This is a genomic window from Streptomyces sp. NPDC127092, from assembly GCF_042722475.1.
Lineage (GTDB): Bacteria > Actinomycetota > Actinomycetes > Streptomycetales > Streptomycetaceae > Streptomyces.
In genome coordinates, this window is the sequence record NZ_JBHXFE010000004.1 from 67048 (window position 1) to 83919 (window position 16872).

General features: G+C 74.8%; 10 protein-coding genes. 7 read left to right on the top strand and 3 right to left on the bottom strand.

Translation table 11 applies throughout. The annotated features are described in order from the left end of the window. The first annotated feature begins 63 nt into the window (after window positions 1-63). The 6 genes from ACFWJO_RS04700 (at window position 64) to argF (ending at window position 13583) form a co-directional block, all read left to right on the top strand. Window positions 64-3570, top strand: a complete 3507-nt coding sequence (locus ACFWJO_RS04700; protein WP_386863375.1) for a tubulin-like doman-containing protein — start codon at window positions 64-66, stop codon at window positions 3568-3570. After that, window positions 3567-6401 (top strand): hypothetical protein, encoded by a 2835-nt coding sequence (locus tag ACFWJO_RS04705; RefSeq protein WP_386863376.1) that lies wholly within the window; start codon window positions 3567-3569, stop codon window positions 6399-6401. The genes ACFWJO_RS04700 and ACFWJO_RS04705 overlap by 4 nt, the downstream gene beginning before the upstream one ends. Beyond that, window positions 6398-8551: a hypothetical protein gene (locus ACFWJO_RS04710; RefSeq protein ID WP_386863377.1), complete on the top strand. Its 2154-nt coding sequence runs from the start codon at window positions 6398-6400 to the stop codon at window positions 8549-8551. Before ACFWJO_RS04705 ends, ACFWJO_RS04710 begins: the two co-directional genes overlap by 4 nt. A gap of 3 nt (window positions 8552-8554) precedes the next feature. Next, entirely contained in the window at window positions 8555-11110 is a 2556-nt protein-coding gene (locus ACFWJO_RS04715; RefSeq protein WP_386863378.1) for a hypothetical protein, read from the top strand. A 53-nt stretch (window positions 11111-11163) separates the two neighbouring features. Next, the gene (locus tag ACFWJO_RS04720; RefSeq protein WP_386863379.1) at window positions 11164-12396 is read left to right on the top strand and encodes an arginine deiminase; all 1233 of its coding nucleotides are present in this window, start codon (window positions 11164-11166) and stop codon (window positions 12394-12396) included. Window positions 12397-12575: 179 nt separating this feature from the next. Then, window positions 12576-13583, top strand: a complete 1008-nt coding sequence (gene argF / locus ACFWJO_RS04725) for an ornithine carbamoyltransferase (protein ID WP_386863380.1) — start codon at window positions 12576-12578, stop codon at window positions 13581-13583. Between the two features lie 72 nt (window positions 13584-13655). On the opposite strand, the gene ACFWJO_RS04730 is transcribed toward argF, so the two are convergent. Then, entirely contained in the window at window positions 13656-14117 is a 462-nt protein-coding gene (locus ACFWJO_RS04730) for a MerR family transcriptional regulator (protein WP_386863381.1), read from the bottom strand. A gap of 48 nt (window positions 14118-14165) precedes the next feature. Between ACFWJO_RS04730 and ACFWJO_RS04735 the strand changes: the two genes are divergently transcribed. Next, the gene (locus ACFWJO_RS04735) at window positions 14166-14996 is read left to right on the top strand and encodes an MBL fold metallo-hydrolase (protein ID WP_386863382.1); all 831 of its coding nucleotides are present in this window, start codon (window positions 14166-14168) and stop codon (window positions 14994-14996) included. A 33-nt stretch (window positions 14997-15029) separates the two neighbouring features. Here the strand turns inward: ACFWJO_RS04735 and ACFWJO_RS04740 are convergent, their stop codons facing one another. Beyond that, entirely contained in the window at window positions 15030-16214 is a 1185-nt protein-coding gene (locus tag ACFWJO_RS04740) for a hypothetical protein (protein WP_386863383.1), read from the bottom strand. A gap of 128 nt (window positions 16215-16342) precedes the next feature. Continuing rightward, window positions 16343-16828, bottom strand: a complete 486-nt coding sequence (locus tag ACFWJO_RS04745; protein ID WP_386863384.1) for an ATP-binding protein — start codon at window positions 16826-16828, stop codon at window positions 16343-16345. Between the last annotated feature and the right edge of the window lie 44 nt (window positions 16829-16872).

Genomic DNA, 16872 nt, shown 5'->3' on the forward strand with positions numbered 1-16872 from the left:
CCCACGCACCACCGCCCCACGCACGAACGAAGAAGGGTCCTCGGGGCCCTCAGGGGAGACGACATGAAGATCTACCAGCCCATGCTGTTCGTGGGCCTCGGCGGCACCGGCGGCCGCATCGGCAGCGAGCTCGAACGCAGCCTGCGCCGTGAGCTGTGCGGCCCCGACGGCACCGAACTCGTCGACGGCGGCCGACGGCTGCCCTTCCAGCTGCCCGACTGCCTGCAGTTCGTGTACGCGGACTTCAGCGAGGCGGAGCTGTCCCGCCAGCCCCAGTTCCGGGCCAAGGGCGCCGAGAGCGCCGCGTACGCCCGTACCTCCCGGATGGTCCGCGACCTGCTGCCCACCGACTACGACTCCTCGCCCGAGGTCACCCGCATGCTGCGGGTCGCGCTCCACGAGGAGACCCGGCTGTGGCTGCCGCCGCAGGCCCGCCAGCCGCGCGTCGCCCCGCTCCACAACGGCGCGGGCCAGCTGCCCACCGTCGGCCGTGCCGCGCTCTTCGCGACCATGCGCTCCGGTCTCGAACCGGTCCTGCGCCAGCTGCGCGAGGCCATCGGCGCCATCGGGAACGCGGCCGGCGACCTCCAGCGCGTGGGCGGCAGCCGCATCCGCGGCTGCGACGTCTTCGTCGCGTTCTCCGTCGCCGGCGGCACCGGCGCCGGCATCTTCTACGACTTCATCCACCTCATCGGGCACGAGTTCCGCAAGGGAAAGGTGCCCGGGGTCAAGATCTACCCGCTGGTCGTCATGCCCTCCGCCTTCCCGCCCGAGGCGGGCGGCGGACGCGAGGCCGAACTCAACGCCGCCCGCGCCCTCGTGGACCTCTCCCGGCTCGTCGACGACCAGAACGTGCCCGACGCCCTCGAAGTGGTCGGCGACGTCGAACAGCGCGGCCGGATCAGCGTCCACTACCCGGTCGACGGCGTGGTCGCCCTGCGGCCCTCCACGGTCCAGACCGCCTTCCTGTTCTCCAAGCCCGCCGTCATCGGCACCGAGGACCTGCGCCGCTCCATCACCGCCATGGTGATGTCGCTGATCGGCACCGAGCTCAGCGAGGACAGCGGCGCAGGACGCTCCGAGGACGACTACCAGTCCTTCGCCGCCAGCTTCATCAACAAGAGCGTCGAACGCTCCACCCCGGCCCGCACCGGCATCGGCTACCGCGGCATGTCCACCAGCCTCGCCGCCTCCCTCACCGTGCCCGTCGACGACCTCGCCGAGATAGTCGCCGCCCGGCTCCTCGCGCAGGCCGTCCGCGGCCTCGGCGAGAAGGCCCGCCGCCACCGGCCCGAGGACAAGCAGCTCGTCCAGGAGATGTTCGCCCGCTCCGGCATCGGACGGCTGTGGAACCGCGAGGCCCCCGACGTGCCGCTGCCCGAGCAGCTGCCCAAGGGCAGGAACGCGATCACCCAGGAGCTGCGCAACCGCCTCGGCGACATGGAGGACGCCCTGCGCCGCCTGGAGGCGGACCTCTCCCGCGAGGTGCCCCGGCTCACCGAGGACTTCAAGCCCGGCACGGCGGTGCGCGAACTCCTCGGCGTCATCAGCCCGTTCCACGTGGAGGCCGTCCTGAACGGGCACCCCGGCCACACGGACCGGGTCGCCGCCGCCGGCTTCACCGGCATGCTCGACAACCGGCGCAACGACCCCGAGCGGCCCCCGGACGTACAGACCTCCGCCCCGGCCATCCCGCACGTCAGGCGCGGCGCCGGCGGACTCGTACCGGCCAAGTGGAGCGACCCGGACGTGCAGGACGCGCTCGCCCGTCAGGAGGCCTGGTACCAGTGGCGCGCCAGGTCCCTGTGGCACCGGGCCTGGCAGGCCGGCGAGGCCCAGTGGCGGCCCCCGCTCACCAAGGTCCTCCACGAGCTCGGCGAGCTCGCCAAGGGACTGCGCGCCCACGAGCAGGACGAGGCCAAGCTGTTCGCCGACCGGCGGCGCGAGCTGTACCGCGACGACCGCACCGGCGTCTCCTACCTCCTGCCGCCCCAGAACAGTCTGCGCGCCTTCTACGACGACGTCCTCGACCGGCTCGTGCAGAGCGAGGGCCTGCCGGAGAACACCGACGCCGCCGGCCTGCTGGAGCGGCTCGTCCGGCCCGAGGAGTGGCGCAGCGCGCTCGACGCCGTGCGCCGCTCGCCCGGCGCCGCCGTCAAGGAGATCAAGCAGGTCGTCGAGCGGCGTGTGAAGAAGCTGTTCGGCGAGGCCAACGACGACCGCTTCGCCCGCCCCCTGCTGCCCTCGATGGGCCTGCTGCTGCGCGCCGCCGCCGGTGACGAGTCCGCCGAGTCGAAGGTCGACGGGCGCTGGCTCGACCAGTTCCGCGCCGCGCTCGCCGGACTGCTGCCGGTCGGCTTCACGCCGGACGGCGGCGGCCCCCTGAAGATCCTCATCGTGCACCCGGCGAGCGAGTCCGACGGCCGGGCCTCCGACTACCTGCGCCAGGAGCTCAACCTGCCGCCGCGCGCCGCCCAGGAGTACCGGGCGGTCGACACCGAGTCGATCACCGTGGTCCTGTTCCGCAGCGGCATGAACCTCACCGACATCTCCGAGGTCCGCAACGTTCTGAGCCTCTGGGCCGAGGCCCGGGACTCCGGCGGCCAGGAGGACTTCCTGCACTGGCGGCAGCGGCTCGGCCACCAGGACGACTGGCTGGTCTCCACCGAGGAGGACCGGCGGCGCATCCTGCACCGGCTGCTGTGCGCGATGTGGAACGGCCACATCCACACCGAAGGCCCCGACGAGTCGCCCCACCTGGTGCGCATCCGGCTCCAGGAGGGCGAGTCCGCGACCATGTCGCTGCGCCTGGAGGACTTCGACGGCGCGCTCTCCAGCTGGGCGGGACTGCTCCGGGCGTACGAGCGGTGGGCACTGCTCGACGAGGGGCAGATCATCGAGGAGTTCTGCGGCCGGCTGATGCAGGCCCTGCCGAAGGGACTCGCCCACACGCCCGTCGGACCCTCGCCGCTCTTCGTCCGCTTCGTCGAGAAGATCGCGCCGCGGCAGCGGGCGCTGCTCGACGAGCTGACCCTGGAGTACGCGGAGGAGGACGCCGAATGGCTGGCACCGCTGCGGGACTTCTGGGAGGTCACCTACCCGGCGGCGCTCGACATGCGCTTCGCGGGCGCGGGCCGGCCCACCCGGCCGACGCTGCGGGCACTGTACGAGCGCCACGCCCCGGCAGCCAACGGCCCGGGAGGCCATGGTCCGTCGGGCCTCGGTCCGGCAGGACGTGGTCCCGCGGGCCACGGTCCGGCTCCGGCTCCTCCGGTCCCGGACGCGCATCCGCCCACCACCCCGGCGGCCTACGCCGAACCCGCCGCGCCGGCCACCCCGTTCATCCCCGCGCCGTCCGCGCCGTCCGCGCCCGCAGCGGCCCCGGCCCCGCCCCGGGCCGTACCCGCGCCCGTTGCCGACGCCTTGCCCCAGGCCGACGCCTCGCCGGCTGCCGACGCCGCGCCCTTCACCGACGCCTCGCCCCTGACCGACGCCGAGCCCTTCACCGACGCCTCGCCCGAGCCCATGGACGGCGGCTACCCGTGGGACATGGACGGTGAGGAGGAGTGAGCCCACGCGTCGTCCCCGAACAGCCGGCGCCGGGTCACGCCGTCTGCCTCGACCTGCGCGCCGAGGCGTACGACCCCGAGGACCACCACGCCGCCGAGGACGCGGTCCGCCGCGCCCTCGCCGTCCCGCAGGCCGCCGACGAGCGGCGCTTCCTCGTCGTCGACGACGCCGACCGGCTCGTCGGCCACCAGCTCCTCCACGAGCGGCTCTCCTCCTACGGCCCCGCCCACGTGGTGTGCCTGGCCGTCGGCGCGCCCGGCGAGCGGAACCTGCGCCGCACCCTCACCCTGCGGCCCCCCGCCGCCGGGGTCCTGTGGCTGCTCGACGGCTTCCGCGGCCCGGACGCCGCCGCCCTGCGCCCGCTGGTCGAAGTGCTGGCCACGCCCGAGGTGTTCGACGCCGTGCTGCGGGCCCTCGGCCGGGTCGCGGGCGGCGTCGCCGTGCCCGCCGTGCGCATCCTGGAGCACGACCTCAGCGACGAGGCCCGTGCCCGCGCCTGGCGGCAGGCCGTCGAGGCGCTGACCGGCCCCGACGTCCCCGTGGCCGCGACCGCCGGCGCCGTCCCCGGCGAACTCGCCCTGCTCCTCGACGAGGCGGTGCCGGGCTCGCTCTCCGGACACGACTGGCTGCCCGCGCACGGCCGGGCCGGTTCCCTGCTGCTCGCCTGCCGCCGCGCCCTCGACGACGCCCTCGACGGCTACGCGCGGGTCCGGGGACCGGCCGGGCTGCTCACCAGGGCGGGCCGGGACACCGATCTGCCCGGGGACGTCGAACGCCTCGCGGGCGCCCTGCGCGAGTTCCGCGCCACCGTCGACGACGCCTTCGCCCTCGCCGGCGGTACCCGGCCGACCGTCGAGGAACGCGCACTCCTCGCCGACCGGGGCATCCAACTCCCCGAGATGCCACGCGAGATCACCCGCACCGGCATCGTCCCCGCGCTGCGCGACCACACCCAGGAACTCATCGGCCGCCGCCTGCCGCTGCGTTCGGTCGCGGCCCGGCTCGCGGCCCTCGCCGCCCGCTCCGCGCCGGCGGGCAGCGCCGCCCGGCGCGCCGCCCTCGACGCCGTCTGCGGACCCGACCGGCTCGCCAGGCTCGATGCCCGGTACCCGTTCCTGGCCGGCGGCCCGCGGGCCTTCGCCGCGCTCGTGACCGGCGTCCTCGCGCTGCTCGCGGGCCTCTGGCCGGGCGCCGGCTGGGCGTTCGGCCCCGCCGTCGGCCTGCTCGCCGCCGCTCTCGCGCTGCTGATGCTGCGCCGCCGCCCCAACCGCTCGCCCGACGGCCGCCTCGACGGCGGAGGCAGTACGGGCTCGGGGCCACGGCTCGTCGGCGGCCTCGTCGGCGGATGCGCCGGCGCGGCCGTCGGCCAGGCCCTCGGCCCGCCGCTCTGGGCCGCCGCGACCGCCCTGGCCGTCGCGGTCGCCGCCGTCGTGCTGCTCGCCCTGCGGGACTGGACCCTCGGCGTGGACGACTGGTGGGAGCGGGCGGATCCCGAGGACGCCGGGCGCGCCCTCGACGAGATCCACGCGCTGCTCGTCACGGCCGCCGTGCACGACTGGCTCTTCGCCGACGTGCGCCACCACTGCTCGGACGGCGCCGGCGCGGTGGCCAGGCTGCTCCGCGGTCTCGCCAAGACCGCCGACGCCTACGCCGGCCCGGCCGTGCCCGACCCGTACGGGAACCCGGATCCGTACGGCACGAGCGGCGCGGGCAGCCCGGCCGGCGGGACCGGCCGGGCCGGTGGCACGGGCAGGGCCGGCGACTGGGACTGGGACGACTGGTCCGACGGCGGCGATCCCCTCGACGGCGCCGGAGCCGACGTCGCGTGGCCCGACCAGCACGCCTGGCCGGGCGCGGACGCGCACGCGGGCGCGGAAGCGCGGTCGGGGGCGGACGCGTCGAGGGGCGACGCCGCATCGTCCGGCCACCACTCCTGGCGGAGCGCCGACGCGCGCTCAGGACCGGACCCGAGGTCAGGACCGGGCATGCAACCGGGACCGGACGTGTCGCAGGACGGCGGTACGTGGCCCGGCCGCGAGGTCTGGCCCGACGCGGACCCGACGCCCGGCGGCGACGCCTGGCCGGGTGCCGACGCGCGCCACGGCCCGGGCACACGCCCCGGACCGGAACCCCGCCCCGGACCGGACGCCTGGCAGGACGGCGCCGCGTGGCCGGGCGCGGAGGAGCCACGCCCCTCGGCACCCGCCGCCCCGGCCTCCGCCTCGACCGCCGCGGCCGCCACCGCTTCCGCCCCGGCCGCCGTGCCGCGCTGGCTGGAGCGGCGCTACGGCGACGGGGGACCAGCCCTCGTCGACACCCTGGTCACCGACCTGGTCGAGGGCGTCTCCGCGATCCTCGACGGCTGCTGGGCCGGCGTCGAACGCGACCCGGGCAACGCCGGACGACTGCCCCTGGACGCGCCCATGACCGCGCTGCTCGACGAGACCCGCGTCCGGCTGGAACGGGACGCCGCCGCCTCCCCGCCGCCCGGCCGGGAACGCGGCGAACGGCCCGACGCGGCCCGGCTCACCGGCGTCGCACCGGACGGCGTGGCCAGGCTGCTCGCCGCGGACGACGACACGCGCCTGACCGTTCCGCTGTGCGGGCCCGAACACCTGCGGCTGCTCTCCCACGAGCCCGGAGCCGTCCGCCGGGTCCGCTTCGTGCCCGAGACCATGCGCCGCGGCACCACCGGCGACGACATCTGGCGGGGCACCGCCGAGGACGTGGTGTGGACCGACGCCGGCCGGCACGCGGGCGTGCTGCGCCTCGTACCGCTGCGCGCGGACGTCGTGCACACGGTCCTGGCAGAGGAGGACGGAGCACCATGACCGCCGACCGGCAGACCGACCCCGTACCGCCCCCACCCGTCCGTGAACCCGAAGGAGCCCACGAGGAGCTGGAGTTCCTCACCCCGCAGGAGGGCCCGGTCCGCTTCGCCGTCCGCTACGGCGAGGACGCCCGACCCGCGGGCCGGCCCCAGCTGAGGACGCGCCCGGTCACCCTGGGCGCGGGCTGGCCCGTCACGCAGTTCCGGCTGCCGCTCTCCGCCCAGGCCGACCCGCACGCGTACACCCGCCTCGAACGGGAGGTGTCCGCCGCCGTCGCCGTCGAACGGCGTTACGGCGGCGAGAAGTTCGCCGAACTGTTCACCCGGGTCGTCGGCTTCGACCTCGACTGCGCCGAGCCCTTCGTGCTCTACCGGCGCGCCGCCGGAGCGCCGCTCACCGACTGCCTGCCCCGCCTCGGCGCCGACGAGCAGCAGCGGATCGTCGGGCAACTCGCCCTGGCGGTACGGCTCCTGGACGAGCTGGGCCTGGTCCACCGGGCGCTCGCACCCGACACCGTGCGGTGGGACGGCAGCCACGTACGGCTGTCCGAACCGTACGCGGCGCTGCGCGCGGGCGAGGCACGCGAGCCCTTCGGCACCGCGCCCTGGGCCTCCCCGGAGCAGCGCGCGGGCCGCGGCACCGCCGACACCCGCGACGACCTCTGGTCGCTCGCCCGGATCGCGTACCTCCTGCTCTCCGGCCATCCCGGCCCGCCAGGCCGCCCCGACCGGGCCGACGGTCCTCCGGAGGACCTGGGGCAGTACCGGTGGCTCGCCGCGCTCGCCCAGAGCGGACTCTTCGCGGCGACCGCCGCCGCCCGACCCGCGCCCGCCGAGCTGCTGCGGCTGCTGCGGCTGCCGGACCCGCTCGCCCACGCCGTCGGCACCGCCGACCCGCTCGCCGCCGGACGGGCCCGCTACGACGCCGAACTCGCCCGCAGGGCCGCCGTCCCGCCGCCGTACGACGACGACCGCCCCGACCCGGCGGATCCGCCGCCCCAGCGGCGCGGCCTGCGCGCCCTGCTCTTCGGCGACCCGCCCGACGGGCCGGCCGCCGGAGGCCGGGGCACCACGGACTCCGGGACCCTCGGGTCGCCCTCGCCACCGGGGCGGATGTGCCCGCACTGCCTGCTCCCCGTCACGTACGACGAGAACCTGCTCGTCACCATCGACGCCAAGGGCAACCGCATCCCGCTCGACCTGTCCACCGAGCACCGCCCCGGCCACCGCCAGGACCTGCTGCGCACCGCGTACCACCTGTGCCCGCACACCGGCGAGGGCGACGAGGCGCACGAACTGCCCGTCCCCTACCTCACCCACGGCGAACCGCTCTCCATCGCGTTCGTCGGCAGCTCCGCCGTCGGCAAGACCCACCTCATGGCCGCGATGCTCGGCGAGGTCGAGCTCGGCGGCCTCGAGCCGTACGGGCTGAAGTGCCTGCCGCTCAACCCCGAGGCCCACCGCACCTATCTGCGCGAGCGGGTCCAGAGCCTCCAGCAGGGCAGACAGCTGGGCCGTACCGGTCAGCAGACCTTCGCGCGCTTCGCCGACGGACTCCTCGTCTCCGCTCCGGGCCGCACCGCGCGCCCCGTCGTCTTCTTCGACCTCGCGGGCGAGGACCTCGCCCAGGACGGGCCGGTGACCAGCTTCCTGATGGGCGTGGACGCCTTCGTCTTCGTGCTCGACCCGCTGCGCGCGCTGCGGACACCGGCGCTCGACCCGGTCCGCGAGCGCTACGGGCTGCCGCGCCGCGACCTCGGCGACGAGGCGTTCACCACCGTCCTCAACCGGCTGCCCCGGTCGGCCGACGGCTATGTCGCGGCGCCCGCCGCGCTCGCCGTCAACAAGAGCGACCTGATGCGCTTCGACCCGGCCGTCGACCGCTGGCTGGGGCGGGCGCTGCCGCCCCGTTACGACGCGGCGGCCGAGAGGGCGGAGAGCCGGGACGCCTACGCCTTCCTGGACCACCACGCGAGCCCCGCGTGGCTGCGACCCTTCGACGACTGCGCCCGCTGCACCCTGCACTTCGTCGCCGCGACCGGCGGGCAGGCCCGCGGCGACCGCTTCCCGCACGGTGCCCGGCCGCGGCGGGTGCTCGCACCCCTGCTGTCCGTCTTCGCCGCGTGCGGGCTGCTTCGAGGAAGGGAGTGACCGATGGCTCCGACGGGACGACCGACGGGACGACCGACGACGCCGGACGGCGGCGCCGGCGACCGGGTCGACCAGATCGTGTTCCGCTGGGACGGCGCGAACGACTCCGGCACCACCGGCTTCGGGCCCGTCGCCTGGTCGGGCGGGCGGGACGAGGCGGAGGCGATGTTCCGCAGGGCGAGAACGGCGCTGCGGGCGAGCGGCGAGGAGGTGCGGCCCGCCCTGATCCGGCTGCAGGGCCGGACGAGGGCCATGCTGATACGCCGCATCCCCTGGACCGACCCGGGCGGCGGCGCCTCCACCATCTGCCACGCCCTCGTCGGCCACGCCGAGCTCCTGGAGCCGACGGTCTGCCTCGGTCTGCACGACTGGACCTGGGAGGGCGCGGGCCTGCAGCTCGCCCGGGTGCGCGGGCCGCTGCAACGCGTGCCCGAAGCGGTGCTGGTCGACGCGACGGACGACGGACTGCACGCCCTGGACTTCCGGCTCGCCCGAGCCGAGGACGAACTCCTGGGCGCGACAGCCGAGTTGCTGCGCCGGCCGGGCGACCGCTTCACCTTCCTGGACGAGCGGGGCGACTCGGCACTGCCCGTGCTGTGGGGGCTCCACGGCCTGTTCGGCGAGGTCGTCGTCCCGCGATGGACCTTCGCCACCCACGACACGGCCGAACTCCCCGAGCTGCGCTTCGTGTTCGTCGGCCGCTGGGCGGGCGCGGCCAGCCGCAACACCGACCGGCGGCGGTCCGACCCGCGCGAACGCCTCGGTGACGAGGCGGAGTCGGTCGCCGCCGGGCTCGTGGCCCACCACCTGCGGGACGTGGCGGACGACGAGAGCCGCAGGTACGCGGTGGCCCTGGCGATCCGCGCCGCCCACCGCCGGCACCCCGAGGCCTCCCTGCTGGCCCTGGCCCGAACGGCGCTCGGCGACCTGGACCACGACCGCGGCAGGGGCGGCGAAAGGGAGCGCGACCGCGACCGCGACCGCGACCGCCCGGCTGCCCCCGGCGCGCCGCCGGCCCGGCCTTCGGGCCCGTCGGGCCTGCGGGGCTTCTCGGGCTCGTCGGGCCCGTCGGGTTTCTCCGGCTCCTCGGGCTCGTCGGGTTTGTCCGGCTCCTCCGGCTCCTCCGGCTCCTCCGGCTCCTCCGGCTCCTCCGGCTCCTCCGGCTCCTCCGGCTCCTCCGGCTCCTCCGGCTCCTCCGGCCTCTCGGACTCGTGGGGCTCGTCGGGCTCCTCGGGTTCCGTGGGTTCCCCCGGCTCCTCGGGCTTCTCCGGCTCGTCGGGCTTCTCGGGTTCCTCAGGTTCCTCGGGTTCCTCCGGCCGGTCGCCGGTGCTGGGCGGCGGACCTGCCGGCCGCGGTCATGCGTCCCGGCCCGAGGAGGCCGCACCACCCGCGGAGCCGGACGACCGCTGGGACGGTCACGTCACCGAGGCGGTCGGCCCCAGCCCGTACGGCTCCGCGGCGGCGGCCCGGCCCGAGGGAGACGGGCAGCGGTCCGGGCGGGGCGGCCTCGGCTCCGTCCTCGGCGGACCGGTGCGGAACCGGCGCGGGCCCGGGGGCGGCGGACGGCGGGGCCACAGCGGTCTGGAGGAGCGGCTCGCGCGGTCCTGGGTACCCGACGACGTCCGGGACGCCGCGGCCCGGGCGACGAACGGGGAGCTGCTGGCCGCGCTCCGGGAGCGCCGCCCGCGCGGCGTCACGATGCTCCTGGTCGCCGAGATCCGCCGCAGGATCCGCCGATGGGACCGCCCGCTCAGGCGCCAGCTGTGCGACCTGGTGATCGACGAGGAGTACTTCGTCATCCGCCGCCATCCCGAGGAACGGGTCGCCCCCGAGCGGCGCGCCGCCGACGCGGCCGACCTGCACGAGTGGGCGGTCCGCCCGCTGCTCACCGGCAGGAACGCCGACGAGGCGGCGCCGGCCCGGCTCGCCGAGGTGCTCATCCGGTTCGCGACGACGACGGATCCGGCGATGCAGGCGGCGTTCCGTGCGATCGTCGCCGGCGGCTCCGGGCTGCCGGAACCCGTTTGGCGGGAACTCGTCCTCGCCGCCCTCCCGGAGGGCCGCCGCCCCACGGCGGCAGGCCCCGAGCCCGCCCGGTCGGAGAGCCCCCGGCCGCAACGCGCCCCGGCCCGCGAGCCCCAGGGCGCTCCGGGCACCCAGCCCCCGTACCCCGGGAGCCCCGCACCCCGCCCCGCCGGCCCCAAGCCACAGCGCGCCCCGAGTCACGACCCCCAGCACCTCGCGGGCGCTCAGCCCCAGCGCACCTCGAGCCGCGAACACCCCCGCCCGGAAGCCACGCGCCCGGAAGCCCCCCGCACCACCTCAGACACTCGCCCCCCTTCAGACACTCGCCCCCCTTCAGGCGCCCGCGTCCCGGCCCCCTCCCGCCCAGCCCCCGACTCCCGTCGCCCCGACGACGGGCCCACGACCCGTACGACCGTGCCCGCCGCCCCCTCGGGCTCGGGGCACGCCAAGGACGGGTGGCTGACCTTCGCCCTCCTCGGCACCGTCCTCGTCCTGCTCGTGACCCTGGTCGTCGTCATCGTCGCGTCGGCCTGACGGGACACGCCGAGAACCACGCGCGCGCCGCTCCGCTCCGCCAGGATGGGTGCATGGGATTCCATGTCGATTCCGAGACCGGGCGGCTGCGCCGCGTCATCCTGCACCGCCCGGATCTGGAGCTGAAGCGGCTCACCCCGACCAACAAGGACACCCTCCTCTTCGACGACGTGCTGTGGGTGCGCCGCGCCCGGCAGGAGCACGACGGCTTCGCCGACGTGCTCCGTGACCGCGGGGTGGCCGTGCACCTCTTCGGCGACCTCCTGCGCGAGACCCTGGAACTGCCCGCGGCCCGCAAGCTGGTGCTCGAACGGGTCTTCCACGAGAAGGAGTACGGACCGCTCGCAGCCGACCACCTCCGCGCGGCCTTCGACTCGATGGACGCCGAGGCGCTGGCGGAGGCGCTGGTCGGCGGAATGACGAAGCGGGAGTTCCTGGCGGGCCACCGCGAGCCGACGTCGGTGCGGTTCCACGCCCTCGACCTCGACGACTTCGTGCTCGGCCCGCTGCCGAACCACCTGTTCACCCGGGACACCTCCGCCTGGATCTACGACGGGGTGTCGATCAACGCGATGCGCTGGCCGGCCCGGCAGCGCGAGACCGTCCACTTCGAGGCGATCTACCGGCACCACCCGCTGTTCACCGGCGCGGAGGCCGGCGTCTTCCACCACTGGTCGCAGGGGCAGTCCGACTACCCGTCGACGATCGAGGGCGGTGACGTGCTGGTGATCGGCAACGGTGCCGTCCTCATCGGCATGAGCGAGCGCACCACCCCGCAGGCCGTGGAGATGCTGGCCCGGGGCCTGTTCGCGGCGGGCTCGGCGCGCACCATCGTCGCCCTCGACATGCCGAAGAGCCGCGCGTTCATGCACCTGGACACGGTGATGACGATGGTGGACGCGGACACCTTCACCCAGTACGCGGGGCTCGGCATGCTCCGCTCGTACACGATCGAGCCGGGCGACGAGGGACAGTCCCTGCGGGTCACCGACCATCCGCCGGAGCAGATGCACAGCGCCATCGCCGCGGCGCTCGGGCTCCAGGACATCCGGGTCCTCACCGCGACGCAGGACGTCCACGCGGCGGAGCGGGAGCAGTGGGACGACGGCTGCAACGTGCTGGCGGTGGAGCCGGGCGTCGTCGTGGCGTACGAGCGCAACGTGACCACCAACACGCACCTGCGCAAGCAGGGCATCGAGGTGATCGAGATCCCGGGGAGCGAGCTGGGCCGAGGGAGGGGCGGCCCGCGCTGCATGAGCTGTCCGGTGGAGCGCGAGGCGGTGTGAGCCGGGCTAGAGGCGGTGTAGAGGCGGCGTAAGGGGACGGGCCGGAGGGAGCGCCATGGCGGGCCCCAGAGAGGCCCACAGACCCGGGGGGCTGTATAAGAATTCGGAATTACGTATACTTCCAAGGGTCTCGTCCCGGGCGTCCCGTCCCCGACCGTACCCACCCCCAGGAGGGCCTCATGGCCACCGACCTCACCGGCCGCCACTTCCTCAAGGAGCTGGACTTCACCGCCGAGGAGTTCCGCGGCCTGGTGGACCTGGCCGCCGAGCTCAAGGCGGCCAAGAAGGCGGGCACGGAGGTGCAGCGGCTGCGCGGCCGGAACATCGCGCTGATCTTCGAGAAGACCTCGACCCGGACCCGCTGCGCCTTCGAGGTCGCCGCCGCCGACCAGGGCGCCTCGACGACCTACCTCGACCCGGCCGGCTCGCAGATCGGCCACAAGGAGTCGGTCAAGGACACCGCCCGGGTGCTCGGCCGGATGTTCGACGGGATCGAGTACCGCGGTGACAGCCAGGCGGCCGTGGAGGAGCTGGCGGCCTTCGCCGGCGTGCCGGTCTTCAACGGGCTGACCGACGACTGGCACCCGACCCAGATGCTCGCCGACGTCCTCACCATGACCGAGCACTGCGCCAAGCCGCTCGACGGCGTCGTCTTCGCCTACCTCGGCGACGCCCGCTTCAACATGGGCAACTCCTACCTGATCACCGGCGCCCTGCTCGGCATGGACGTCCGCATCGTCGCCCCGAAGGCGTACTGGCCGGCCGAGTCCTTCGTCGCCGAGGCGCACCGCCTCGCCGAGACCAGCGGCGCGACGATCACCCTGACCGAGGACGTCGCCGAGGGCGTGCGCGGCGCGGACTTCGTGGCCACGGACGTGTGGGTCTCCATGGGCGAGCCCAAGGAGGTCTGGGACGAGCGCATCGCCGCCCTGGCCCCGTACGCCGTGACCATGGACGTGATCCGCGCCACCGGCAACCCGGACGTGAAGTTCCTCCACTGCCTGCCGGCCTTCCACGACCTCGGCACCGCCGTCGGCCGCGAGATCCACGAGCGCCACGGCCTCACCGAACTCGAGGTCTCGGACGAGGTCTTCGAGTCGGCCCACTCGGTCGTCTTCGACGAGGCCGAGAACCGGATGCACACCATCAAGGCGGTCATGGTCGCCACCATGGGCGACCCCGCCTAGGGGCACGAGGAGGCTGCCCGATCGTCAACGGGGCGCACGGCCGGCTCGTGCACACGGCGGGCCGCAGTGCGCTCACCCAGGCACTTGCGTAGGCGGTGACGCCACGTTGCCGACCGCGCGCTTGAAGTCCGGGCAGTCGACGATCGGTTCGTGCTCGCAGACCGACGCGTGGCGCATGCTGTCGCGCAGGCGGGTCAGGCGGCCGATCTGTTCGTCGAGGTCGTCGGCCCTGGCGGTCATCCGGGCCCGCACGTCCGCGTCCGACGGCCGCGCCACCACGAAGCGGTGGATCTCCGCGATCGAGAGTCCCGCGCCGCGCGCGCACGTGATCAGCGCCAGGCGCTCCAGGACCTCGGGGCGGTAGGTGCGCCGCAGGCCGTTGCGGCCGTCGGCGGTGATCAGGCCCTTCTTCTCGTAGTAGCGCAGCGCCGAGGGCGCCAGCCCGGAACGGCGGGCGACCTCGGCGATGTCCAGCAGCGGCTCGTCCCGCGAGTCGTCCTGCGGGTCCTCCAGCGCCTCGTGCATCCCTGCCATCCCTGCCTCCTTGACTTGAAGCGCGGTTCAAGTCGCAGCCTAGTCGGCATGAAGATCCATCACCTCAACTGCGGATCGGTCCGCACGATCGACCCCACCTACGAAGGGCCCGCGCCCGCGCCCGCCGTCAACCACTGCCTCCTCGTGGAGACCGAGGCCGACGGCCTGGTCCTGGTCGAGACCGGACTCGGCCTCGGTGACGTCCGCGACCCGGAGTCGAGCCTCGGCGCCGACTGGATCGCCATGGCCGGGCCCGCGCTCGACGAGGAGGAGACGGCCGTCCGCCAGGTGGCCCGCCTCGGTCACGACCCCGCCGACGTCCGCCACATCCTCCTCACCCACCTCGACGTCGACCACTGCGGCGGTCTGCCCGACTTCCCCGCCGCCCGCGTCCACCTCCTCGCCCCCGAACTGGCCGCCGCGCGCGCCGACGCTCCCGGCCACCGCTACCGATCGGCCCACTGGGCGCACGAGCCCCGCTGGGTCACGTACGACCCCGAGGACGAGGCGTCGTCCACCGAGGACTGGTTCGGCTTCACGTCGGTACGGCTCGACGGCCTGCCGTCCGCGTTCCGGCTGGTCCCGCTGGGCGGCCACACCGCGGGCCACGCCGGCGTCGCCGTACGGGACGGCGACCGCTGGCTGCTGCACTGCGGCGACGCGTACTACTACCACCGCGAGATGGAGGCGGCGAAGGAGCCGCACCCGCTGATGGACCTCGTCCAGACCCGGTCCGAGGTCCACCGCGACCTGCGGCTCGGAACCCAGGCCCGGCTGCGCGAGCTGGTCCGCGAGCACGGCGACGAGGTCGAGGTCTTCTCCGCGCACGATCCGTGGGAGTTCGCCCGCCTCCGAGCCGTCCGGGCGCCGGAGGCCTGACGGACCACCGGCCCGTCACGTTCCGCGTCGCGGCTACGGCGTGTACCCGGAGGTGACGAAGTAGGCCCCGTACGTGAGCGACACACCGGCCAGGGCCACGAGCGTGACGGCCACGGAGACCGGCCGGGCCTTGGCGAGAGCCGTGGCCGCGGGCAGCAGCAGGGTGAATCCGGGCAGCAGGAAACGGGGCTTGATCTGGACGAACCCGCTCACGCCCACGGCCATGGCCACCAGGACCAGGGTGAAGACGACGACCGCCGCCGGCGGACGCGAGCTCAGGAGCGTCCAGAGGAGCACGAGGCCCGCGATCACGATCAGCACGGACACCTGCTCCACCGCGCTCACGTGGCCGGCGGCCACCCTGCTGACCGCCTGGACGACGGACTGCCCGAAGTCGACGCGGGTGTTCCAGTCCCGCTGCACGTCGAAATAGCCCGTCGGCCGCCCCATGCACCATCCGACCCACACGACATAGCCGAGCAGGCCCAGCGGCGCGATCAGGACCGCGGCGAGCGTTCGCCGCCCGCGCGGAGAGGCGAGCACCGCCGTGACGACGACGGCGGCCACCACCGCGACGCCCAAGGGGCGCGTCAGGCCCGCCGCCACGGCAAGGAGGGACGCCGGGATCAGCCGCCGCGTCACCAGGGCGTACAGCGCCCAGGCGGACAACGCGGTGAACATCGCCTCCGGGTAGGCCATGGACTGGATGAAGGCCTGCGGCAGCAGACCCCACAGGAGGACGAGCAGCAGCCCGGCCCGCGCGCCGTGCAGGGCCGTTCCGAGTGCGTGGATCCCCCATGCCGCCACGAAGGAGGACACGCAGGTGATCAGCAGCGCGGTACCGACCGCGCCCATCGGCAGAATTTCGCCGAAAGCCCGCACGACACCCGGATACAACGGAAAGAACGCGAGGTCCTGCCATCTGCCGGCCGGGCCACCGCCGTAGCCGGGAACCAGATCCGCGTGCCCGTAGCCGTTCTGCGCAATGCCGAGGTACCACTGCGCATCCCATACGTAGCCCAGCGACGTGGAAAGCGACGTGTCGCCGCCGGCCGACTTCATCGCCAGCCAGGCGATGCCCATGACCTTGCACGCCAGGTAGCCGAGAAGCGCGGGCCTCGCGCCTCGCCACGACGACGCGACACGTCGAACCAGAACGCTGCGCCGCGACTCCTGCAGAACTGCCGGTCCGGATGTCGCACCAGTGTCGACGGTCAATTCGTGCCCAATCGTCGGCGCCCCCACTGACGGCGCGGCCGTGAACCAGTAACCGTCGGGAGCCTATGGGGAGCACACCCGGGAATGCGCGCGACGGAAAATTACTCGCCGAGGACCACGGAGAGTTTTCACCGATCGGACGACGGGCCGGGGCCGTGGCGGCGCTGCGCCGGCACCGCGGGGAGCGTGAACCAGACCGCTTTGCCGTGCGCGGTGGGGCGGTGACCGCAGTCGCTGCTGAGCGCGCGGATCAGGAGCAGTCCGCGGCCGTGCTCCTGCCAGGGGTCGACCGGCGTGACGGGCCCGGACCCGATCAGCTGCCCCGGGGCCACCGGGCGGCGGTCGTGGACTTCGATCTGGCAGCCGCCGGTGGCCGGGAACAGCTCGACGACCAGCTCGATCGGCCCGTCGCCGGGGGTGTGCTCCACGGCGTTGGCGACCAGTTCGGCGGTGAGCAGCTCGGCCGTGTCGGTGTCGGCGGCGGCCCGTTCGGCGCCCTCGATCTCGGTGAGGGCGGAGCGGACGAGGGCGCGGGCGATCGGCACGGCGGCCGTGGTGTGCGGCAGCTCGACGCGCCAGGCCGCGGGCCGGGGGACTCCGGAGGCAGGGGACACGGCGGGGTTCCGTTCGTGCTCGGTGGGGGTGTGGGGGGAGGGGG

What these genes read in the sequence shown, in the direction of transcription:
- ACFWJO_RS04700 (WP_386863375.1), top strand. Translation starts at nt 64, where the DNA reads ATGAAGATCTACCAGCCCATGCTGTTCGTGGGCCTCGGCGGCACCGGC.
- ACFWJO_RS04710 (WP_386863377.1), top strand. Translation starts at nt 6,398, where the DNA reads ATGACCGCCGACCGGCAGACCGACCCCGTACCGCCCCCACCCGTCCGT.
- ACFWJO_RS04715 (WP_386863378.1), top strand. Translation starts at nt 8,555, where the DNA reads ATGGCTCCGACGGGACGACCGACGGGACGACCGACGACGCCGGACGGC.
- ACFWJO_RS04720 (WP_386863379.1), top strand. Translation starts at nt 11,164, where the DNA reads ATGGGATTCCATGTCGATTCCGAGACCGGGCGGCTGCGCCGCGTCATC.
- argF (WP_386863380.1), top strand. Translation starts at nt 12,576, where the DNA reads ATGGCCACCGACCTCACCGGCCGCCACTTCCTCAAGGAGCTGGACTTC.
- ACFWJO_RS04730 (WP_386863381.1), bottom strand. Translation starts at nt 14,117, where the DNA reads ATGGCAGGGATGCACGAGGCGCTGGAGGACCCGCAGGACGACTCGCGG.
- ACFWJO_RS04735 (WP_386863382.1), top strand. Translation starts at nt 14,166, where the DNA reads ATGAAGATCCATCACCTCAACTGCGGATCGGTCCGCACGATCGACCCC.